At 28.2% G+C, this 23,019-nt stretch carries 26 protein-coding genes; 22 read left to right on the top strand and 4 right to left on the bottom strand.

Annotation, left to right across the window (positions count from 1 at the left end):
• Window positions 1–26: 26 nt before the first annotated feature.
• Genes ACTG45_RS10915 through ACTG45_RS10905 form a run of 3 tightly spaced genes read right to left on the bottom strand, consistent with a single transcriptional unit; the run spans window position 27 to window position 1,880 of the window.
• Entirely contained in the window at window positions 27–1,058 is a 1,032-nt protein-coding gene (locus tag ACTG45_RS10915) for a type I restriction endonuclease (protein WP_479918964.1), read from the bottom strand.
• A complete protein-coding gene (locus ACTG45_RS10910; RefSeq protein WP_021384823.1) occupies window positions 1,030–1,455 on the bottom strand; it encodes an ImmA/IrrE family metallo-endopeptidase in 426 nt (141 codons plus the stop codon). Before ACTG45_RS10910 ends, ACTG45_RS10915 begins: the two co-directional genes overlap by 29 nt.
• Window positions 1,456–1,472: 17 nt before the next feature.
• Window positions 1,473–1,880 (bottom strand): helix-turn-helix domain-containing protein, encoded by a 408-nt coding sequence (locus ACTG45_RS10905; RefSeq protein WP_021384833.1) that lies wholly within the window; start codon window positions 1,878–1,880, stop codon window positions 1,473–1,475.
• Window positions 1,881–2,982: 1,102 nt separating this feature from the next.
• Between ACTG45_RS10905 and ACTG45_RS10900 the strand changes: the two genes are divergently transcribed.
• Window positions 2,983–3,123 carry a hypothetical protein gene (locus tag ACTG45_RS10900; RefSeq protein ID WP_153885238.1) on the top strand — a complete coding sequence of 47 codons (141 nt, stop codon included), beginning with the start codon at window positions 2,983–2,985 and terminating at the stop codon, window positions 3,121–3,123.
• A gap of 15 nt (window positions 3,124–3,138) precedes the next feature.
• On the opposite strand, the gene ACTG45_RS10895 is transcribed toward ACTG45_RS10900, so the two are convergent.
• Window positions 3,139–3,522: a helix-turn-helix domain-containing protein gene (locus tag ACTG45_RS10895; protein ID WP_479918963.1), complete on the bottom strand. Its 384-nt coding sequence runs from the start codon at window positions 3,520–3,522 to the stop codon at window positions 3,139–3,141.
• Between the two features lie 137 nt (window positions 3,523–3,659).
• Between ACTG45_RS10895 and ACTG45_RS10890 the strand changes: the two genes are divergently transcribed.
• The 21 genes from ACTG45_RS10890 (at window position 3,660) to ACTG45_RS10790 (ending at window position 22,988) form a co-directional block, all read left to right on the top strand.
• Window positions 3,660–3,830 (top strand): hypothetical protein, encoded by a 171-nt coding sequence (locus tag ACTG45_RS10890; RefSeq protein ID WP_479918962.1) that lies wholly within the window; start codon window positions 3,660–3,662, stop codon window positions 3,828–3,830.
• Between the two features lie 193 nt (window positions 3,831–4,023).
• Entirely contained in the window at window positions 4,024–4,782 is a 759-nt protein-coding gene (locus tag ACTG45_RS10885; RefSeq protein WP_479918961.1) for a BRO-N domain-containing protein, read from the top strand.
• A gap of 55 nt (window positions 4,783–4,837) precedes the next feature.
• A complete protein-coding gene (locus tag ACTG45_RS10880; protein ID WP_021384818.1) occupies window positions 4,838–5,230 on the top strand; it encodes a helix-turn-helix domain-containing protein in 393 nt (130 codons plus the stop codon).
• Window positions 5,217–5,378: a hypothetical protein gene (locus ACTG45_RS10875; protein WP_021384815.1), complete on the top strand. Its 162-nt coding sequence runs from the start codon at window positions 5,217–5,219 to the stop codon at window positions 5,376–5,378. Before ACTG45_RS10880 ends, ACTG45_RS10875 begins: the two co-directional genes overlap by 14 nt.
• A 51-nt stretch (window positions 5,379–5,429) precedes the next feature.
• The gene (locus ACTG45_RS10870; RefSeq protein WP_021384807.1) at window positions 5,430–5,867 is read left to right on the top strand and encodes a hypothetical protein; all 438 of its coding nucleotides are present in this window, start codon (window positions 5,430–5,432) and stop codon (window positions 5,865–5,867) included.
• A gap of 11 nt (window positions 5,868–5,878) precedes the next feature.
• Window positions 5,879–7,042, top strand: coding sequence for a DUF2800 domain-containing protein (locus tag ACTG45_RS10865; protein WP_021384812.1), 1,164 nt, complete (start codon window positions 5,879–5,881; stop codon window positions 7,040–7,042).
• A gap of 16 nt (window positions 7,043–7,058) precedes the next feature.
• On the top strand, window positions 7,059–7,394 hold the full coding sequence (locus ACTG45_RS10860; RefSeq protein WP_021384834.1) for a hypothetical protein: 336 nt from the start codon (window positions 7,059–7,061) through the stop codon (window positions 7,392–7,394).
• A 52-nt stretch (window positions 7,395–7,446) separates the two neighbouring features.
• Window positions 7,447–8,028, top strand: a complete 582-nt coding sequence (locus ACTG45_RS10855; RefSeq protein WP_479918960.1) for a sigma-70 family RNA polymerase sigma factor — start codon at window positions 7,447–7,449, stop codon at window positions 8,026–8,028.
• A gap of 34 nt (window positions 8,029–8,062) precedes the next feature.
• Window positions 8,063–8,629: a DUF2815 family protein gene (locus ACTG45_RS10850; RefSeq protein WP_021384805.1), complete on the top strand. Its 567-nt coding sequence runs from the start codon at window positions 8,063–8,065 to the stop codon at window positions 8,627–8,629.
• Window positions 8,629–10,587, top strand: a complete 1,959-nt coding sequence (locus tag ACTG45_RS10845) for a DNA polymerase (protein WP_479918959.1) — start codon at window positions 8,629–8,631, stop codon at window positions 10,585–10,587. The genes ACTG45_RS10850 and ACTG45_RS10845 overlap by 1 nt, the downstream gene beginning before the upstream one ends.
• Window positions 10,588–10,598: 11 nt before the next feature.
• Entirely contained in the window at window positions 10,599–13,016 is a 2,418-nt protein-coding gene (locus ACTG45_RS10840; protein ID WP_479918958.1) for a virulence-associated E family protein, read from the top strand.
• A gap of 280 nt (window positions 13,017–13,296) precedes the next feature.
• The gene (locus tag ACTG45_RS10835) at window positions 13,297–13,623 is read left to right on the top strand and encodes a VRR-NUC domain-containing protein (RefSeq protein ID WP_109277324.1); all 327 of its coding nucleotides are present in this window, start codon (window positions 13,297–13,299) and stop codon (window positions 13,621–13,623) included.
• Window positions 13,572–14,942 carry an SNF2-related protein gene (locus tag ACTG45_RS10830; protein WP_479918957.1) on the top strand — a complete coding sequence of 457 codons (1,371 nt, stop codon included), beginning with the start codon at window positions 13,572–13,574 and terminating at the stop codon, window positions 14,940–14,942. The genes ACTG45_RS10835 and ACTG45_RS10830 overlap by 52 nt, the downstream gene beginning before the upstream one ends.
• Window positions 14,943–15,095: 153 nt before the next feature.
• Window positions 15,096–15,575: an RNA polymerase sigma factor gene (locus tag ACTG45_RS10825; RefSeq protein ID WP_021384820.1), complete on the top strand. Its 480-nt coding sequence runs from the start codon at window positions 15,096–15,098 to the stop codon at window positions 15,573–15,575.
• 191 nt (window positions 15,576–15,766) lie between these two features.
• Window positions 15,767–17,788 carry an NACHT domain-containing protein gene (locus ACTG45_RS10820; RefSeq protein WP_021384837.1) on the top strand — a complete coding sequence of 674 codons (2,022 nt, stop codon included), beginning with the start codon at window positions 15,767–15,769 and terminating at the stop codon, window positions 17,786–17,788.
• A 57-nt stretch (window positions 17,789–17,845) separates the two neighbouring features.
• Entirely contained in the window at window positions 17,846–18,529 is a 684-nt protein-coding gene (gene terS, locus ACTG45_RS10815; RefSeq protein ID WP_021384822.1) for a phage terminase small subunit, read from the top strand.
• On the top strand, window positions 18,519–19,760 hold the full coding sequence (locus ACTG45_RS10810) for a PBSX family phage terminase large subunit (protein WP_479918956.1): 1,242 nt from the start codon (window positions 18,519–18,521) through the stop codon (window positions 19,758–19,760). Before terS ends, ACTG45_RS10810 begins: the two co-directional genes overlap by 11 nt.
• A 35-nt stretch (window positions 19,761–19,795) precedes the next feature.
• Entirely contained in the window at window positions 19,796–21,208 is a 1,413-nt protein-coding gene (locus tag ACTG45_RS10805) for a phage portal protein (protein WP_479918955.1), read from the top strand.
• Window positions 21,198–22,559 (top strand): minor capsid protein, encoded by a 1,362-nt coding sequence (locus ACTG45_RS10800; protein WP_479918954.1) that lies wholly within the window; start codon window positions 21,198–21,200, stop codon window positions 22,557–22,559. The genes ACTG45_RS10805 and ACTG45_RS10800 overlap by 11 nt, the downstream gene beginning before the upstream one ends.
• Window positions 22,560–22,561: 2 nt before the next feature.
• Window positions 22,562–22,723, top strand: a complete 162-nt coding sequence (locus ACTG45_RS10795; RefSeq protein ID WP_479917030.1) for a CPCC family cysteine-rich protein — start codon at window positions 22,562–22,564, stop codon at window positions 22,721–22,723.
• Window positions 22,724–22,793: 70 nt separating this feature from the next.
• Window positions 22,794–22,988: a hypothetical protein gene (locus ACTG45_RS10790; RefSeq protein ID WP_167650228.1), complete on the top strand. Its 195-nt coding sequence runs from the start codon at window positions 22,794–22,796 to the stop codon at window positions 22,986–22,988.
• The last annotated feature ends 31 nt before the right edge of the window (window positions 22,989–23,019 follow it).

Here is a 23,019-nt window from a genome sequence, read left to right as displayed (position 1 = left end):
AACTAGTTTAATTATAAAGATAATATTTATTTTATGTATTTTTCTGCAATAAAGATTAATTCATTTTTTAGCTCATTTATGTCTATTACAGCGTCCATTTTATATTCTAAATAATCTTGACTTCCATTAGGCAAGCGAATCATCTTATGGGCTCCTAGCTCTATTTTACATATCCAATGCTCAAGATTATTTTTATACATTATATTAACTTCATTATTTACTTTTTTATAAGTGATTTCATTTTTATCAATTTTTTTAGATAAAATATCTTGAACTATATTAATAGCCTTCAATTCATCATCAGTAATTACTATATTACATTTATCAATTTTTTCTACAGTAGGAGCTTGCTTTTCTTCTTTTTGTTTTATAAGTTCAGTATCAGTTTTACTTTTTTCTTTCTTTTTGCTATCTTTTACTTTCTTTTTATCATATTCTTCATTATCATTTTCCAATAATGTTTTTAATTTCTCATTCATAAAATCGTTGACAAATTGGGACATAGACCTTTTGACTATAGGTCTGAATTTTTCTACTACATTTTGTGTTTTAACACCATTGTAGAAATCATTTATTATAAACCTAACAAATTCATCTGATGGGTTTTCTAATTGTGAGTTTAACTGGGATTTTATTAGATTTGTATATTTTAATTCTGAGGCTATATTAAAAATAGTATCTATATTAAATGTACTTTTAGTAAATTTTTTCAAATGTGATATTTTGTTATCATCCATATTTAATAGATTTAATACTAAAAATGGCTTATCATCCATCTTATTTTTTTCTTCCAAGTCAGTGAAAAATTTATAAATTATTCCATTTGTAAGTATTGCAAATTTTGCTTCTGTTGCTGTAAAATATCTAAATAATTGCGCATCATGTTTTTTGAGTTTATCTGTAGCACATTTTGCTTCTATTAAAATTAAAGGTTTACCATTTTCAAGTATAGCATAATCTACTTTTTCTCCTTTTTTTACACCTACATCTGCAATAAATTCTGGCATAAATTCTAAAGGATTAAAAATATCATATTCTAATATTTGAAATAAAGGCATCAATAATGCTTTTAGCTAAGTAGCTAGTTGTTGATGAAAATTTTATATCATATTTTTTTTCATCAAACAATAGATATAGAGCAAATAAATTTGCTTCATGTTCAAGTTTAGAATCAGAAGAGCCAAAATGATTTACACCTTTGTGTTCTAATATAATATGTCCTAATTCATGAGCACAAAGTATAGATTGTGACTCTTCAGTAAAGTTTGAATTTAAATAAATTATTTTTTTACCTAATACATCTGTATAATAACCTTTCATTCCATCTGGATTATAGTTTTTGAATCTTATAGTCACATCAAGTTTTTCGCACAATTCAAATGGATTGTTAGTTTCAAAATTATTTATAACATAATTAACTACATTAGCTATATTCTTTATATCATTTATTCCCATTACTCCCCCTAAAAATATTATTTTTTATATTTAAAACTGATTAGTTTTATTTGTTGTAATAAATCATTTGCAAAATCTATAACTTCTTCATCACTTAATTTTTTTATATTATAATCTCCATAGGCCATAAGTGTTGGTTGCTGGAGAATAAATTTTATGGCATCATTTGCATTATCAAATGACTTTGGTAGAGATTCAGAACAATTATTACTTTTGATGTCTGTTTTACCTAATAAATAATCAACACTTACATTAAAAATTTTTGATAATTCAGCAATCATATAGGCATCTGGTACTGTTTTCCCCTGTTCATAGTAACCATATGCACTTTTACTTAATCCAATTTTTTTTGAGATATCTTCTTGTGTAAAGTTAAGTTCTTTTCTTAGTTCTTTTAATCTGTTTTCAAGTTTTTTATTTGACAATATTATCAACTCCTTATATCTTAAATATACAATTAATAATCGTAAAAGTAAAGAAAACAATTTTAAATTGTAGAAAAAACAATCTAAAGTTGACAAACAAGTATAAATTGTTTATTATTAATTTATAAAGAAATTCAGTATAATAAATATATGATTAACTTCATTAATTTCAAAGTGAAATGGGTTAGAACTTTAAAAAGTAAATACTTAAATTGTTTGATAGATATATGAAATTACTTGGGATGAAAAATTTTAATAGACTATATTTATTATAGTATAATGTAGTATTAATTGTAATATTATTGTATAAAAAACACTTACTTTATATAAAGTAGGTGTTTTTTATACAATAATGTTGAGATTGATAGTTAAAACTATATGAATATTTAACTTATCTATTATTAAAATCTATACAGAAAAGTTTACTAAATAAATAACAGAATATTTTGACATAAATGATTTTATAAATTAAACTTGTGAGGAAGAAATGGAATGGATGAAAAAAGAGTAAAATTAATTGATGATGAAGATAAAGGGGTGGGTGAAATACTGACTCCTGGGGGTAATCAAAATATAAACAATGTGTTAGATTTGTACAAATAAGGAGATAATACATATAAGCAATCACTGCATATAGTGTAAATAAAAAAGAGAAGGCGTTTAATTTTAAGTAAATTTAAATAGCTTATCAGAAACTTGAAAAGTTGTATAAATAGAAAAAGAAGAGAATTTTATCTCTTCTAAATCTATATACCACATAGTTAATATAATAATGTTTCTTGTTACATTTGTAAAATAAATATATTTATTTTTACATACCACATAGTTAATATAAGGAATATATATAGTTTATATTGTATATTATAGCATATTTATGTTACTATATTACTACAGACTTCCATAATTTGTAAAATTAATATATTTATTGGTTAGCAATTATGGAAATACATAATAACATCATTTTAAACCATTTATCAAATTATTTCAATATATATTAAATAATTTGATAAATGATATATCATAGAAGACTACTTAGTTATCATAGACAAGAAAATTTTTAATAGGGGTATTATAAAATATTTACAGGTGGAGGAATGTAGTAATGGATGAAGTTGAAAATGTAAAATCTAAAGAAGTTAAAAAAGCTAAAGAATTTATTGAATTATTAAGTATTCTAAAAGTTGTTAATAAAGATAAGTTTTTAGAATCTAAAGGTTTGTTAATGGGGTTAAATACAAAATAAAAAAACAGAGTAATACTACTCTGTTTTTTTATTTTCACTATCTGCTTCTTCTATTGATGCCAATATAAATTTTTTAACTACACCTCTCATTTCATCATTAAGTTTCAAATACATTCTAGTCATTTCTTTTATTTCTTCATCTGCATCAATATCTTCTAAAATATCTACAAACATGTTATCTTTTCCACCAGTTCCATTTAATAACCAATCTTTGTTAATTCCAAATATATCATATAATGTTTCTAATGTTCTTTTTGAAATTGGTTTTAATCCTTTTTCATAAGATGCAATAAGGCTTCTTGAAACATGAATAGCTTCTGCAACCTGAGCTTGAGTTAATTTCTTTGCAATTCTTATTTCTTTTAATCTTTGCCCTATTTTTTTATCTATTGTATTCACTAGATAACCTCCTTTAAGAAACATTTTATCATTATAACTGTTACTTTTCAACTAAAAATATTAAAATTGTTCTTTCTTAACTTTTTTTATTAAAACTATTGACTTAAGTTGAAAAGTGACATAAAGGGAGGCGAAAAATGATTTTGAAAGAGCATGATGAATTTAAAATAAGTAAGATTGATGCCAAAGAGTTCATTAAATTCTCTGAGATAATAAAGGTCAAATCACCAAGATGTTATCTGGAGACAAAAGGTATGTTAAGAGGAATAGTTTTACAAATTGAAAGTCGAGAAAAAAATAAGGATTAAGGTGCAGATAAAAATATAAGTATGCTATGCATGAAGGCATTAAATTATGCCTAAAAGTCAACTATAAATAATTGATAAAAAGGTACAAAGCTAAAATGACATTTTCTATATAAGTGGGGAAAGATGACTAAAGTAGGTTCACTAGGTGTAGATTTTAACAACACAAAAATAAAAAACTAGGGAGGAAGAAATTATGAGTAATAATTTAATGGAGTTTGAAGGGAAGGAAGTTGAGGTATTTGAATTCGAGGGTAAGATTTTATTTAATCCCAAACATGTGGCAGAGTGTTTAGAGATTTCAGACGTTAACAGCAGTATTAGAAAATTTAATGATAATCAGGTAGTTAAACTGACTAATTCAGATATGCACAATATGCATATCCGAAAATTAAATAATGCTGGAGAAAATTTTATTACTGAAAGTGGAGTATATAAATTAATATTTAAATCAAGAAAAGAAGAAGCTGAGAAATTTCAAGATTGGGTTACAGATGAAGTATTGCCATCTATTCGTAAAACAGGTACATATAGTAAAAAACCTAAAGATATTAAGGATGAATCAGAAATAAAATACATGAATGCTCAAGCAAGATTAAAAAATGCAAGAGCGAGGGAAGCAAAGATATATTTAGAGTTAGCTGATAAAGTAGATATAAAAGAATATAAACAGATTATGTACTCAAAGACTACTGAACTTATTTCTGGAGAAGCATTAATACCTTTACCTAAGAGGGAGAAAAAAACTTATTCAGCTACAGAGATAGGTAAGATGTTAGGAATTTCAGCTAACAAAGTAGGAGGATTAGCAAATGCTTATAATCTGAAAACAGATGAATATGGAATTAAGGTATGGGATAAAGCTAAATATTCAGATAAACAAGTTGAAAACTTTAGATACTATGAAAATGTAATACCTGTTTTAGAAAAAGCTTTAAACGCTTTTGAAAACTAAAAATTACAAAACTTAATAACAGAATATTTTGATAATATGGAGGTTGGATTAAATAATGGATAAATCAAATGAAATAGTTAAAAGATTAAGTAATAGCTTAAGGGCTTTAATAGAAGTTGAGGTAACTAAACAAGAGACTGATAGAGTTAGAAGTCAAACTCTTGAACAAAAGGTAAAAGTACTAGAGCCTAAAGATATAGTTGTTTTGATAAAAAGAAGCTATCCAAATTATTTAATAACAATAGAAGAAGCAAGAGGAATCTTAAAATTAGATACAAATTTTATGCGTAGATTGGTAAGCACAGGGTTAATAAAATCACTAGCTAGAGGTGATGGTAGAAAAATTTCAAGATATGAAGTTGATGATTTTATTGAAAGAAATCAAGGTAGAAATTTGGATAAACTTTTAGAAGAAGCAGAGAGGGGGGATAAAGTTGCTGAGTCTTGATACTAATAATAAGAATATAGTAACTCTTAAAAAAGATGGTAAGTTTTTAGTAGATATAGTATTTAAGGATGTTAAAACTGGCAAGAACATATCAGTTGCTATATTAAATAAAAAGTGCTGGTCAAATAACCAACACACAAAAAAATAAAAAATAAAATATAACACAAATAAAGTATAACACAAAAAGGAGAGATTTAAAATGGTTGAAGTTAATGTAAATGTAAAAGTTAAAGTGGAAGCACCAGAATTTACAAATGCACTATTAGTAGTAGCGAATGCTTTAGGAGGTCTTAATTTAGGACAAGCAATGCAAATAGAACCTATAAATATAACAGATATAAAAGAAGAGAAGAAAGTTGAAACTAAGAAAGCTGAAAAGACTAAAAAGGTAGAAGTAAAAGAAAATGTTAAAGAAGAGAAAACAGAAGTCGAAGAAAAAGTAACAGAGAATAATGAAAATACAACTAGAGAGGTTAAATACACAAAAGAAGAGGTAAGAAGTAAGGCAGCACAAGCAAGTAAGGCAGGCAAAAAAGATAAGCTTAAAGAATTATTTGGAGAATTTGGGGCTAGTAAGTTAAGTGAAGTAAAAGAAGAAGATTATACAGCTTTTATGGAGAAATTAGAAAGTTTATAGGAGGTACATAAATGGCACAACATGCAAGACTTAGTGCAAGTGGAGCACATAGATGGCTTAACTGCACTCCTAGTATAAAATTAGAAGAAAACTATCCATCATCAACTAGTATATATGCAGAAGAAGGAACAGTAGCACATGAATTAGCAGAAACTAAATTAATGCTAGAGTATGAAAAAATAAGTAAAAAGGCATATAATGCAAGAATTAAAAACATACAGAAAAGTGAATATTATAACTCAGAAATGGAGGATTATATACAATCTTATGTTGATAATGTAATTGAATTAGTAAATGACAGTAAAGCTATATGTGATGATGTAATAGTAATGTTAGAAGAGAGACTCGATTTTAGTGAATGGGTTCCAGAAGGCTTTGGAACAGGAGATGTTGTTGTAATATCTGATGGAATACTTCAAGTGATAGACCTAAAGTATGGAAAAGGTGTGGAAGTTTCAGCTACAGATAACCCTCAACTTAGACTATATGGTTTAGGTGCATATAATCAGTTTGAAATGCTATATGATATTGATTTGGTTAAGACAACAATAATTCAACCTAGATTTGATAATATATCAAGCGAAGAAATAGAAGTTACCAAGTTACTTACATGGGCAGAGAATGTTAAAAAGAAGGCTCAGATGGCTTTTAATGGAGAAGGTGATTTTGTAAGTGGTGACCATTGTAAATTTTGTAGAGCCAAAAATGATTGTAGAAAAAGAGCTGAAGATAACCTTAAACTAGCTAGAAAATATGATTTTGCTGACACCTTTACTCTTAATGAATATGAGATTGCAGACATTTTAGGATTTGCTAAGAATGTTCAAGATTGGTTAAAGGATGTTCAAAGTTATGCACTAGAACAAGCTGAAAAGCATGGTGTTAAATATCCAGGATATAAGCTTGTAGAAGGTAGAAGTAATAGAAAGTATGTGGATGAACAAGAGGTTGCTAATGTTTTATTAAATTCAGATTGTGATGAGGAAAAGATTTATAAACCAAGAACATTAAAAGGAATTAGTGATATGGAAAAAGCTATAGGCAAAAAGAGTTTTGCTAATCTACTAAGTGATTTAATTATAAAACCAGTTGGAAAAGCTACTTTGGTAGCAGAAAGTGATAAAAGGGCAGAAATTAATAGTATAGATTCAGCTAAAAAAGACTTTGAAATATAAATAGGGGGTGTATTACATGCCATTAGATGAAGCTACAAAAGATAAATTAGATGAGAGTATAAGTACAATTTTAGATTTAAAGAAAAGAAAAAAGAGTATTGAAGAAGATTTAGATTATGAAAAAGATAATTTGCTGGATATATTGAAGAGACTAAACATTACAGAGTATAACTCAATTGAAGAAAATGCAAAAGCCATAGTAATGGATTTTAAAAGAGAAAGTTTAATAAAGGATAAAGTGATGTCAACTTTCTTTGAAGTGAATGACAATCATCTTGATAGAGTGTATATACCAGAACATATAAAGGTTAGTCCAGTATGCTTTGTATCAGTAAGAGTAAAGGATAATTAAAAGCATTTAATTCCTAGTAGCTATAAAACGTTTAAAAAGGGGATATAGTTTTATGGATAATCAAGAAATAATTAAACTAGTGTTAGAATTCAAAAATGGAAATGAATTAGCATTTGAAACATTACTAAGAGAATTTGACAAAGAAGTAAAGATAACAACCAATATATTGTTAAAAAACAATAAAAATAAAACTTATATAGATAAAGATGACTTAATTCAATCTGGATATATAGGATTGTATGAGGGAATAAAAAATCTGAAGACAGAAGGAGAGACTTACCCTAAAGCATATTTTAAGAAATGTATTAGATACAAAATGTATGCTTATATTAAAAGTCAGTTGAGAAAAAAAAATACATTTTTGAATGAAGGAATTTCTATAGAACCAAAACATTATGAAGTACTGTCTAATGGCAATACACTAATAGAAGATGAAGTAATAAACACGTATATTTCAAAAAAAGTAATTAATTATATTAATTATTTACCAGAAAAGCAACAAAAGGTAATGAGATTATATGCAGAAGGTTTTGAGGTTATACAGATATCTAAACTATTAAAATATAAAAGAAAAAATGTAGAAAATGGGGTATACAGTGCAAAAAAAGAATTTAAGAGAATTATGTTTAGATAATATCTATTTATAAAATATTAGGAGGAAGAAAATTATGAGCAATTCAGTACAATCAACAAAGGTGGTAACAGGAAAGGTGAGATTAAGTTATTGTAATATTTTTAAAAGCAGAGCAATGGTAGAAGGTGCAGAGCCCAAGTATTCAGTTTGTATTTTAATACCAAAATCAGACAAGGTGACTTTAGGAAGAATAAAGAAGGCTATTGATGCAGCAAAAGAACAAGGTAAAACTTCTAAATGGGGTGGAAAATTACCAGGTAATTTAAAAACACCTCTTCGTGATGGAGATGACGAAAGAGCTGACGAAGCAGAGGAATATGTAGGAATGTATTTTCTAAATGCAAATAGTACTCAAAAACCTGGAGTAGTTGATAAAGACTTAAATGAAATATTAGATAATACAGAAGTATATAGTGGTTGTTATGGAAGAGTTAGTATAAACTTTTTCCCATATAATAGTGCAGGAAATAAAGGAATAGGTTGTGGGTTGCAAAATGTTCAAAAGTTAGCAGATGGAGAAGTACTTGGAGGAGCTAGAGCTAGTGCAGAAGCAGATTTCTCAGATGACTTTGAAGATGAAGAAGAGGACTTCTTAAGTTAATGAGAACATTATCAATTGATATAGAGACATATAGTGATTTAGATATAAAAAAAGTTGGAGTCTACAAATATGTAGACTCTACTAATTTTGAGATACTGTTATTTGCCTATGCTTTTGATGAAGAAGAAGTAAGAGTTATTGATTTAGTAAATGATGAAGAGTTACCAAAAGAAGTAATAGAGGCTTTAAAAGAGAACACTATTATAAAATCAGCATTTAATGCTAACTTTGAAAGAATAGCAATAAGTAAATTTTTAGATGTTGATTTAAAACCAAATGAGTGGTTATGTACAATGATAAAAGCTTTAACACTGGGACTTCCAGGAAGCTTAGATAGTGTATCTAAGGTTTTAAAGTTTAATGAAGATAAGCAGAAAATGAAAGAAGGTAAGTCATTAATACAATATTTCTGTAAGCCTTGTAAAGCTACAAAAATTAACAAAGGAAGAACTAGAAATTTACCAATACACGATATGGAAAAGTGGAATAAATTTAAAGAATATTGTAAGCAAGATGTTGTAGTTGAAAGAGAAATAAGAAATAAACTTAGCAAGTATAAGACTTCTGAAAGAGAAAATAAGTTATGGTATTTAGACCAAATAATTAATGACACTGGCATCAGAGTAGATACACAGCTAATAGAAAATGCAATAGAGTGTGATAGAAAGTACACTGAAAAACTTACAAAAGAAGCAATTGAAATAACTGGTTTAAATAATCCAAATAGTCCTGCTCAATTAAAAAAATGGTTAAGTGATAAATCAGGTTTTGAGGTTACAAGTCTAACAAAAGAAAGTATTCCAGAAATATTAAAACAAGTTGAGGATAAAAATGTAATTAGGGTTTTAGAGCTTAGAAAATTAATGTCTAAAACCTCTATAAAGAAGTATGAGGCTATGAAATTAGCTAAAGGCAATGATAATAGAGTAAGAGGTCTGCTACAGTTTTATGGAGCTAATAGGACTGGTAGATGGGCAGGAAGATTAGTACAAGTACAGAATCTACCACAAAATCATATAGAAGATTTAGACTTGGTTAGAAATCTATTAAAAGAAGGTGATTTTGATTTAATAGAGCTTTTGTATGATAGTGTACCAGATGTGTTAAGTCAGTTAATAAGAACAGCTTTTATACCAAGTGAAGGTCATAGGTTTATAGTTTCAGATTTTAGTGCAATAGAAGCTAGGGTTATAGCATGGCTTGCTGGTGAGAAGTGGAGATTAGATGTATTTAATTCTCATGGGAAAATATATGAAGCTAGTGCCAGTCAGATGTTTAAAGTTCCAATAGAAAGTATTAAAAAGGGTGACCCACTTAGACAAAAGGGTAAAATCTCAGAGTTAGCTCTTGGATATGGAGGAAGCATAGGAGCTTTAACATCAATAGGAGCTATAAAAATGGGTCTTGATGAAGATGAGCTTCAACCTCTTGTAACAAGATGGAGAAATGCTAATCCAAATATAACTAAGTTTTGGTGGGATGTAGATAAGTCAACTAAAAAAGCTATAAAAGATAGGACTATAGTAGAACTTCAACATGGAATTAAATTTATTTATAATCCAGGAGTTTTATTTATAGAACTCCCAAGTGGTAGAAGATTATCCTACTTAAGACCTAAGATAGAACCTCATACTACATTTAATGGGGATAAAGTGACGTATGAAGGTATGGAACAGACAAGTAAACAGTGGAAAAGAATAGATACCTATGGACCTAAACTAGTTGAAAATATTGTTCAAGCTACAGCTAGAGATTGCCTAAGAGAAGCTATGTTTAATGTAAAAGATGCAGGTTATGACATTGTAATGCATGTACATGATGAACTTGTACTTGATGTAGATAAAAAATATGGTTCTTTGGAAGAAGTTAACAGAATTATGGCAAAAGAAATCTCTTGGGCTAAAGGACTTCCACTTAAAGCAGATGGATATGAATGTGATTATTATAAGAAAGACTAGGTGATTAATTTATGGATGTAAAGGCCAGTGAAATTGAACACATAAATGTAAAACATGATGGCCAACTCATGCTGGCCATAGGAAAAAGTAAGTTAGAAACTCATTGGAAGAATAAAAGTATTTTATGGTCCGAACTTGTAAATAGATTAAGTAAAACATTAAGAACTCAAGAAACCTATACAGAATATAAGAAGATGTCAAAGACTGAAAAAGATAGAGTCAAAGATGTTGGTGGATTTGTAGGTGGAAGCTTAAAAAATGGTAGACGAAAAGCAGAGAATATTGCAAATAGAAGTATTATAACTTTGGATATAGACTATGCAGATAAGGCTATATGGGATGATATTACACTATTAAATGATTATGCTTGCCTTATGTACTCTACTCACTCACATACTGAGAGTAACCCTAGATACAGACTGCTAATACCTTTAGCTAGACCAGTACTACCAGAAGAGTATCAAGCAATTTCTAGGATGATAGCAGATGCTATAGGAATAGATATGTTTGATGATACTACATATCAACCCCATAGGCTTATGTACTTTCCAAGTACTTCAATTGATGGAGACTATATATTTAAATTTCAAGATGGAGAGTTTTTAAACCCAAATGAAATACTAGATTTATATTTAGACTGGACGGATGTAAGCTATTGGCCAGAAAGTTCAAGGGAGAGACAAAAGTTTAATACACAATTAAAAAAGCAACAAGACCCTCTTGAAAAGGATGGAATTATAGGGGCATTTTGCAGGTCCTATAGTATCACAGAAGTTATAGAAACTTTCTTAAATGAAGTATATATTTCTGGTATTGATGAAACGAGGTATACATATGCAGAAGGTAGTACAAGTGGTGGAATAGTTATTTATGATGATAAGTTTTCCTATAGTCACCATGGGACAGACCCTGCAAGTGGAATTTTATGTAATGCTTTTGATTTAGTTAGGATACATAAATTTGGAGAACTTGATGAAGACTCTAAACCAGAAACACCTGTAAATAGATTACCTTCATTTACTCGAATGAGCGAATTTGCAAGCAGTGACACTAAAGTACGAAAGACTATAGGGAGAGAAAACATTGATAAAGCTAAGGATGATTTTGGTGATATAGATTTTGAAGATGATGAATGGTTAACTAGATTAGATTATGACAATAAAGGAAGCTACAAGAAAACAACAAACAATATCTTAATGTTTATAGAAAATGACCCATATTTGAAAGGAAAAATAGCTTACAATGAATTTTCAAATAGAGCTGTTGTTTTAGGTAAGTTACCTTGGAGAAAAGATGATAAATTAAATGATTGGAATGATAGTGATGATTCTGGACTTAGACATCATATAGAAACAATTTACAATGTCTCATCACCATCAAAAGTAAATGATGCTCTAGTAATTGCTTTTGAAAATAATACTTTTCACCCTATAAAAGATTATTTAAATTCTTTAAAGTGGGATGGGATTAAGAGAGTGGATACACTTTTAATTGACTATTTAGGTGCAGAAGATATTCACTATACAAGAACTATAATAAGAAAAGTTTTAGTAGCAGCAGTAGCAAGAGTATTTAATCCAGGAATAAAATTTGATAATATGATGGTTTTATCTGGTCCTCAAGGAATGGGAAAAAGTACTTTTATTAAAAAACTTGGTGGAGACTGGTATTCTGATAGCTTAACTACTGTGCAAGGTAAAGAGGCATATGAACAATTACAAGGAGTATGGTTGCTTGAAATGGGTGAAATGATGGCTACTAAAAAAGCAGATATTGAAGCAGTTAAGCATTTTCTAAGTAAATCAGAGGATATATATAGGGTTGCATATGGGAAGAGAACATCAAGGTTTTTACGTCAATGTGTAGTTATAGGAACAACTAATGATAAAGAATTTTTAAGAGATAAAACTGGTAATAGAAGATTTTGGCCAATAGATACAGGAGTAAATAAGATTAACAAGAGTATATTTAATGGCCAACTTGATAATGAAAGAAATCAAATTTGGGCAGAAGTATTAGAATTGTATAAAGCTAATGAACATTTATATCTATCAGATGAGGAGAAAAAGGAAGCTGAAAAACAACAAAAAAACCACTCAGAAGAAAATGCCAAATCTGGAATTATTGAAGAATATTTAAATAAACCTATTACTCCGAATTGGTATGATTTAAGTATTTCAGAAAAAAGAGAATATATACATGGTTCAGATTTTGGAGAGTTAAAAGAAGGAACAATGCTAAGAGAAAAAACATGTGTAATGGAAATATGGGTTGAGCTATTTAATGGAGAACCTAAACAACTCACTCCTATCTTATCAAGAGAAATTAATGACATATTAAAAGGTTTAGACGATTGGATAGCCTATAGTGGAAACTTAAGATTTGGGAAAACATATGGGAGACAAAGAGCCTATATTCGTAAAAAATAGTGTCAACAGAATGAAAAGCAGTGTAATTTTGAAAATTTTAAAGGTGTCAACAATGTCAACAGAAAAAATAGCTTTGTTGACACTTCTGTTGACACCTAGGATATAGCAATTGCAGTATATAGAATACTAGTGTCAACAATGTCAACAAAATATATATATAAAGTAGTATAAGTAATATTAGGCATATATGTATATATATGAGTATACCTAATACGTATATATACATATATATAGAAAATCTGTTGACATTGTTGACACCTAAATTTAAGGAAGTGATATTTTGTTAGAATCACAAATAGAAAAAAGACTTAAAAAAGAGATTGAGTTGTTAGGTGGAAAAGCTATGAAATTTATTTCACCAGGGGAAGCAGGTGTGCCAGATAGGATTGTCTTATTACCAGAAGGACATGTTATATTTGTAGAACTTAAAGCACCAGGTAAAAAACCAAGGAAGCTTCAACAGTATAAAATGCGAGAATTAAGAGAGTTAGGATTTAAAGTTAAGTGTGTAAGTACATTAAAAGAGATAGATGATTTTATCAAGGAGGTTAAGGGATGGAATTTAAACCACATCCATACCAAGAATACACAATTAGAAAAACTATAGATAATAATAATATAGGTCTACTATTGGATATGGGTTTAGGTAAAACAGTTTGTACTTTAACCGCTATAAATGAATTAATGTATGATTACTTTGATATATCAAAAGTTTTAGTTATAGCACCTTTAAGAGTTGCAAGAGATACTTGGAGTAGTGAAGTAAAAAAATGGGAACATCTAAGGCATCTAAAAGTGTCTAAAGTTCTTGGTAGTAAATCAGATAGAGTGAAAGCTTTAAGTACAGACTCAGATATTTATATAATAAATAGAGAAATGGTATCTTGGATAGTGGATTTTTATAAAAGAAAATGGCCATTTGATATGGTTGTGATAGACGAACTTAGTTCTTTTAAATCAAATAAAGCACAACGATTTAAAAGTTTAAAGAAAGTATTGTCTTTAACTAAAAGAGTAGTTGGGCTTACTGGTACACCAACGCCAAATAGTTTAATAGACTTATGGCCACAGATGTACTTACTTGATAGAGGAGAAAGACTAGGTAAAACTATTACAGGGTATAAAGAACGATACTTTGAACCAGGACAAAAAAATTATCAAACAGGAGCTATATATAATTGGCAACCTAAAGATGGAGCAGAAAATGCAATACATAATAAAATAAAAGATATTTGTATAAGTTTAAAAGCAGAAGATTATTTGAAAATGCCTAGAAAAATAGATAATAAAATTGAAATACACCTTGATAGTAAAATACTTAAATATTACAAAGAACTAGAAAGAGAGAAGATATTAGAATTAGATAAAGATATAATAACAGCCTCATCGGCAGCCGTAGCAGCAAATAAACTTTTACAATTAGCTAATGGAGCAATTTATGATAATGATAAAAATGTAAAGGAATTTCATAAAGAAAAATTAGAAGCTCTAAAAGAAATTACAGATGTTTCAAATGGGAAACCTATTATAGTTTTTTATAACTATAAACATGATTATAGTCGTTTAATGAAAGAGTTTAAGAGTTTGAAACCAAGAACAATAGAAAACTCAAAAGATATACAAGATTGGAATGATGGCAAAATACAATTATTACTTTGTCATCCAGCAAGTACAGGACATGGCCTTAATTTACAGTTAGGCGGAAGTATAATTGTTTGGTTTGGATTAACTTGGAGCTTAGAACTGTACCAACAAGCTAATGCAAGGCTTTATAGACAAGGTCAAAGGGAAACTGTTATTATCAATCATCTAATCTGTAAAGGTACAATAGATGAACAAGTAATGGAGGTACTAGAGAATAAAGATAAAGGACAAAGTGCATTACTTGAAGCAGTAAAAGCTAAGTTAAAAGAATATAGGGAGTGAGAATATGAAAGTAAAAAGAAAAGATGGAACTTATAAGCCCAGGTAAAATAGTAATATGTCTTTATTGTGGAAAAAGATTTTATAAATTAGATAACTCTAAAGTCATATATTGCAGTAGAAGATGTTCAAGGAGAGCAAGAGGGAGTGGTTTAAGTGGATAAAGAAAGTATAAAAGAAATTGTAAGAGAATTAAGAAAAGAAGAAAAAGAAAATAAAAAAAGAGAAGTCTTTCATAATACTAAGCTTTTATTAAAGCATTATAATGATTTAACAAGTCATATTGCGAATTCTATTAGTGATATTGAAGATATTAAAAGTGATTATGATGATTTACTATGTCTAGATACAGAAGATTTATATATATTAAGCATTAAAAGAAGTAAAGCAAAAACCTTAATTATGGTAGCACATATAGATATGGCATTAGAAACCTTAAAAGCAACACAAAATAAATTGCAATCCTTAGAAAAATACAAAGCTTTAGATTTATATTTTTTTAAAGAAAAAACGTATGAGGATATAGCAGAACTTTTACATTGTGGAGTAGCAACAGTAAGACGTTGGGTAAATGAAATGGTTAAAGAACTTGGAATATACCTGTTTGGAGTAGATGGCCTAAAAATAAAACTGTGATAAAATGATGATATTTTATTGTTATTTTATATAAGTTATAATGGTAGTATGAAACAAGTGTATAATATATTCCCTTGAAAAAGACTAAGTTATCTCGACTTGGTCTTTTTTATATTATTTTGTAGTTGTCGAACGATTGTTGAAGGATATTGACCTTTGAAGTTGAATTTTATACTTTGGAGGGGATTAATATGGAAGCAGAAATGTATGTGCAGGCAGCTATGATGGCAAGAAAAGTTGTAAAAGTAACTGGTGCAGATAAAATGATAGAAGATTTAGTAAAAACTCATTTAAGAAATAGAGCGAAAGGCTTTTTTGAAAAACAAAAGGATAAAAAAGAATTGGAATTAATAGAAAATAAACTTAGTGAATACATGATAAGAAGTTATAAAAATCACATATACATGAATACTATAGTATTTGGTAATCAACAAAAAACAATTGATGATTTATATATGCCATTAAAAGTATTGAAAAAAGATAGAATATTATCTAAAGGAGAAAATAACTGTGATATATTAATTAATAGCTATAAAGAAGAGTTTTTGCCTAATTATCAAAAAATAGTATTAATAGATAATGCAGGTATGGGGAAGTCAACTATAGCTAAATATTTATACTTAAGTGCAATAACTGAAAATAAAGGGATACCAATCTTTATAGAGTTGAGAAAATTATCATCTGAAGAAGATATAATCGATTTCATAATGAATGAAATTAATGGGATAAGTGAATGTTTTGATAAAGACAAAGTTTTGAAATTAATTGAAAGAGGAGGTTTTATATTTTTCTTTGATGGATATGATGAGATAAATAAAGCTAATAAAATGAAAATTACTAATAGTCTTCAAAATTTTATTTCCAAAACAGGTAATAATACTTTTTTAATAACTTCAAGAGAAGAAAATGAACTTGCTTCTTTTGGTGATTTTCAAAGTTTTTATATAAAGCCATTAAAAAAAGAAGAAGCATATAATTTAATTAAAAAGTACAATGATAATGACGAAAAAGTTTCAAGGGCATTAATAACAAAAATTGAGGAAGATAAAAAGTTTGAAATAATAAAAGAGTTTTTAGAAAATCCTTTGATGGTTTCTTTATTGTGTGAGTCTTTTAAATGCAAATCATCAATTCCACATAAAAAATATGCTTTTTATAGACAAGTTTATGATGCATTATTTGAAAATCATGATTATTCAAAAAAACCTAGTTATTATAGAGAAAAGAAAAGTGGGCTAAATTTGGAAGATTTTCATAAAATATTAAGAACAATTGGATTTATAACACTGACTAAAGGAATTATTTATTCTAAAGAAAATCTTATTAAGATAGTAAATGAATCAAAAACAAAAAATATAGGAATTCAATTTAATGAAGATGATTTACTTTATGATTTGATTCACAATGTACCCATTTTTATTGAAGAAGGTATTGAATATAGATGGTCTCATAAATCTTTTCAAGAGTATTTTGCAGCATGTTATATCAGTTTTGATTCAGATAAAAAAACTAGCATATTAAAAAAAATATCAAATGGTAAAAACATAGAAAAATTTTATAATGTATTAGATTTTTGTTATGATATAGATTATAAAAACTTTGAGAGATATATTATATATCCTAAGATAAAATCTTTTATAGAATTCTACAATAGTATGTATAGCGATATCTTATATAAAGACTACTGTCAAGAAGATATAAAACTAAGAAAAGAAATTTTATTTGGTATTAAAGTTTTCTATATGTATATGACTAGCAAAAAGGACGAAGAAGAAATTAGAAAAATGCATATGAAACTTTTCGAAGAGCATGAATATATTTTAAACAAATTTATTCCAGATATTCCAGATAGCAACTCTCATAGACAGGATAATATTACTGCGAAATTTCAACGAGATTTAAGTATAAAATATTTGATGAAACTTCTTAATATCAAAGATTTTACTGGAATTAAAGCAGTTTATGGGAAAAAGATATGGACATATGGAGAAATTGTAAAAGTACTTACTCCAGGTTTATATAAATTAGATGAAGATATTAATAATAAATTAAATAAAAAAGAATATTTTAGTTTTGTAACTGATTTGTTAATTCAAAAAATATATATTATTGATGGCCATATTTCAGTTTTTGACTATAGTAAATGTTTAGAAACAATAAAAAAGATTGAAAAGGCAATGGAAGAAGAAAAAGATGATATAGATTTTATATAAGAACTCTAACCAGGGTTCTTTTTTATTCCCAAAACGACAAACAAACGAGGTGGTGATGTGCAAGATGTCAAAGAAAAGGTAAAACAAGATTACCTAAAAGGTATGAAACAAAAGGAAATATCAGCAAAGTATGACATTAGTTTAAACACTTTAAAGTCATGGATTAAGAGATACAATTGGGCTAGTGAAAAAAAGAAGGGTGCACTTAAAAGTAAAAGGGGTGCACCAGTAGGTAATAAAAATGCTACTGGTCCACCTGGAAATAAGAATGCTGAAAAGTTTGGTTTCTTCTCAAAATATCTACCCGAAGAAACTCAAGACATAATTAATGAAATAAAAAATAAAGATAAATTTGATATTCTTTGGGAACAGATAACAATTCAATATGCGGCAATAATAAGAGCACAAAAGATAATGTATGTTAAAGATAAGGAAGAAATGATAAAAGAAGTCAAAAAAGAAAAAACAACAGAGTTTGGAGAAGAAATACAATATGAATGTCAATTCTCATGGGATAGGCAAGCATCTTTTCTTAATGCACAGAGTAGGGCAATGAGTGAGTTAAGGAGTCTTATAAAACAATATGATGAAATGATTCATAAGGATTGGAATTTAGCTACAGAAGAGCAGAAAAATAGAGTTGAAAAGTTAAAATGTGAGGTTGATAACCTGAATAAAGATGATATTGGAGATGATGAGTTGAAAATAAGTGTAGATTATGGGGATAACAATGATAGTTAGAATAGATTTTAATCCAGTTTTCAAGGGAGTTAACTTTACTAAAAAAAGATACAGAGCAATGAAAGGTTCAGCAGGTAGTGGAAAGTCTGTTAATGTAGCACAGGATTATATACTAAAGTTAGGAGATAAAAAGTATCAAGGAGCTAACTTATTAGTAGTTAGAAAATCAGAAGCTACACATAAATATTCAACATATGCAGAGCTTACAGGAGCTATAAATCGTATTTATGGTAAACAAGCTGATAAGTATTGGAAAACAACTCTAAACCCTCTAGAAATCAAAAGTAAGGTTACTGGTAATTCTATAATATTTAGAGGAGTTAATGATACAAAACAAAGAGAAAAATTAAAATCAATTAACTTCTCAAAAGGTAAATTAACATGGGTATGGTGTGAAGAAGCTACAGAACTTATGGAAAGTGATATAGATATACTAGACGACCGTTTAAGAGGTATTTTAACTAACCCTAATTTATACTATCAAATGACATTTACATTTAATCCGGTTTCAGCCACTCATTGGATAAAAAGAAAATATTTTGATTATAAAAATGATGATATATTCACTCATCATAGTACTTATTTACAAAACAGATTTATTGACGAAGCATATTATAGAAGAATGAAAATGAGAAAAGAGCAAGACCCCGAAGGGTATAAAGTCTATGGACTTGGAGAATGGGGAGAAACTGGTGGAGCAATACTTAAAAACTATGTTATACATGAATTTCCTACAGAATTTGAGTACTTTGATAATATGAGGTTATCACAAGACTTTGGATTTAACCATGCAAATGTAGTACTTAGAATCGGATTTAAGGATGGAGAGTTATATATATGCAATGAAATATATGTACATGAAATGGATACCTCAGAGATAATAAAGATTGCAAATAGTAAAGGTTTAGAAAAGAATCTATTTATGTACTGTGATAGTGCTGAACCTGACAGAATTAAAATGTGGAAAAGTGCAGGATATAAAGCTAAAGGAGTTAAAAAAGGACCTGGAAGTGTTAAAGCTCAAATAGATTATTTAAAACAGTTAAGAATACATGTACATCCTAGTTGCACCAATACAATAAAAGAAATTCAACAATGGAAATGGAAACAAGATGAAAGAACAGGGTTATATCTTGATGAACCAGTTGAATTTATGGATGATGCAATGGCTGCTCTTAGATATTCTATAGATAATAAACTTAAAAATAATGGAATAAGCTTCTTGAAATAAAGGAGGTGTTAAAAATTTATATAAGTGAAACAGATTTGATAAAAGCTCAACTAAAAAAAGAGAGTACTTTTAATCTAGCAAGAGTTATAGAACATTATATTTTAAAGCATAGACCAGAGAGATACAAACAAGGAGAAGAATACTATTATGGTAATACTGATATAAACAATAAGAGAAGATATTATTTCTTAGATGGAGCTAAGGTTGATGATTTTACTAAGGTTAATAATAAGGCAATTAATAACTACCATAAGCTTTTAGTTGACCAAAAGGTGGGCTATAGTGTTGGAAATCCAATAGTATTTAATGCAGATGATGACAACTTTACTAAGCTTTTAAATGAATTATTAGGAGAAGAATTTGACGATACAATAACAGAACTATACCTCAATGCTAGTAATAAAGGGATTGAATGGTTACATCCATACATTAATAGAAAAGGTGAGTTTAAATATGTAATAATACCTGCTGAGGAAGCTATTCCTATTTGGAATAGTAAAAGACAAAAGGAATTAGTTGCATTTATTAGATTCTACTACATTGAAGATATAGATGGTAACAAGATAAAAAGAGTTGAATATTATACAGAAAATGATGTGACTTACTTTATTGAAAGAGGTAATAGTTTTGTTCAAGAGCTTTTATATGATGAATATGGAAAAATGACCGATATACAAGAAGGCCATTTTAGAATAAATAACAAAGAACAAGGATGGGGTAAAGTGCCTTTTATACCTTTTAAAAATAATGAAAAGTGTGTCTCAGATTTAACTTTCTATAAATCATTAATAGATATATATGATAATAACATTTCTACACTTGCAGACAATTTAGATGAGATACAAGAGGTTATTTACGTATTAAAAGAATATCCAGGAACAAGTCTACAAGAGTTTATAGATAATATAAGATATTATAAATCAATTAAAGTAGATGGTGGAGGAGGAGTTGACAAGCTAGAGATAAGTATACCTATTGAAGCTAAAAAGGAGCTTCTTGACAGATTAGAAAAGAATATAATTATTTTTGGTCAAGGAGTTAATCCCGAGTCTCAAAACACAGGTGACAAATCGGGTGTAGCACTTAAATTTTTATATTCACTACTGGACCTTAAATGTTCTAAAACTGAAAAGAAGTTTAAAAAAGCAATTAGAGAGCTTCTTTGGTTTGTATGTGAGTATTTAAAGATAAGTAGTAGTAAGAGTTATGATTATAAGTCAGTTCAAATAACATTTAATCATTCTATGATAATAAATGAGTCTGAAAAAATAGACATGGCTTCTAAATCAATTGGAATTATATCAGATGAAACTATTGTTAGTAATCATCCTTGGGCTGAAGATGTTAATGACGAACTTGAAAGACTTAAAAAACAGGAAGAAACCCAAAAAGAATATGATGATTTAATTCCTACTAATAATCAAGAGGGTGTTATAGATGAAACATAAAGATTATTGGAGGAAAAGATTTGAACAATTAGAAGAAGCTCAAAACAATAAAAGTGTAAAATATTATCTTGAATTGGAAAAGCAATACAAATTAGCTATGAATAGTATAGAAAAAGATATATTTGTATGGTATAACAGATTTGCTGAAAATGAAGGAATATCTTTATTAGAAGCTAAGAAACTGTTAAATACAAGAGAACTAGAAGAGTTTAAATGGAGTGTAGAAGAATATATTAAGTATGGTAAAGAAAATGCTATAAATCAAAAGTGGATGAAAGAGTTAGAAAATGCTAGTGCAAGGGTTCATATAACGAGGCTTGAAGCTTTAAAACTGCAAATACAACAACAAGTGGAAGTGCTTTATGGAAATGAACTTGATAGCATTGATAGGTTAATGAAAGATATTTATACAAGTGGATACTATCATACAGCTTTTAATGTTCAACAAGGAGTAAACGTTGGTTGGAGTTTAATGAGTCTTGATACTAACAGAATAAATAAAGTTATTTCTAAGCCTTGGACCAGCGATGGGTTAAATTTCTCAGAAAGAATTTGGGGTAAACATAGACCTGCTTTAGTAAATGAACTACACACTAAATTAACTCAATCGATTATTAGAGGTGAAAATCCAAAGAATCTAGTAAATGACTTTGCTAAGAGATTTAATGTATCTAAATCTCAAGCTAAGAATTTAATAATGACTGAATCAGCTTTCTTTGCATCAGCTTCTAGGAAAGATTGTTTCAACGATTTAGATGTAGAAAAATATGAGATAGTTGCCACATTAGATTTAAGAACCTCAAATATATGTAGAGAATTAGATGGTAAAGTATTTGATATGAAAGATTATCAAGTTGGGATAACAGCTCCACCATTTCATTGTCGTTGTCGGACAACAATAGCTCCTTGGTTTGAGGACGAAGAAGGTTATAGAGCAGCAAAAGATGAAAATGGTAAAACTTATTATGTGCCATCTAGTATGAAGTACAAAGAATGGTATGAAAAGACATTCATAACTGACAAAAAAGATGATATACTAAGTAATAAGAGTTGGTTAAAAGCAGATTTTCCAACTGAAAAGAAATTTAAAAAACATGTAGAGAAACACTTAAATGAATATGGAAATATAACTGCTGAAGAATACCTATCTACTGCAAGGAATTTGTTATCAGAACAATTGAGTAATGATGTAGAAGGATTTTTAAGTAAAGATAACTTTTTATTTAAATATAGAAAGAGTACTAATGATTTTGCTATTGGAAGAGAAGATGGTAAAATATCAACTTTATTTAAACCAAAAGAAGGTTATAATTACTGGTTAGAGCAAATGAAAGAATATAAGGAGGTTTAGATATGAATTGTCCAGTGTGTGGTAAAGATGTAGATATGTTTGATATTTGTGATAATTGTAATTGGCAAAATAGTGGACCAAAAGAAACTAATTACAAAGGACCAAATAAAATGTCACTAAAAGAAGCTAAAGAAGCTTATGAAAAAGGTGAAAAAGTAATATAAAAGCACTTGCTAAGTAATAAATTAGTAGGTGCTTTTATTATGTAAAAATTTAAAAAGGTAGGTGATTTTAATGTGTATATTAACTCAAGTCATAGTTGTAGTTTGTGTAGTACAAATCGTTATTAATTGTATTGCTAATCTTAATGTAAGTATTCTTTGCAATAAATTAAAAAAAGAAAATAAAGCTAATATAGACGAAGTTTCTGATGAAATTTTAAAGAAGGTAAATGAAGAGTTAAATAAATCATTAGAAAAAAGTCTTTAAGAGGCTTTTTTTATTTTGTAAAAAATGAAAG

The sequence above is a fragment of the Clostridioides sp. LIBA-7602 genome, from assembly GCF_056688945.1.
Note: the sequence above shows the minus strand (reverse complement) of the source record. Positions and strands in the feature narration are given on the sequence as shown.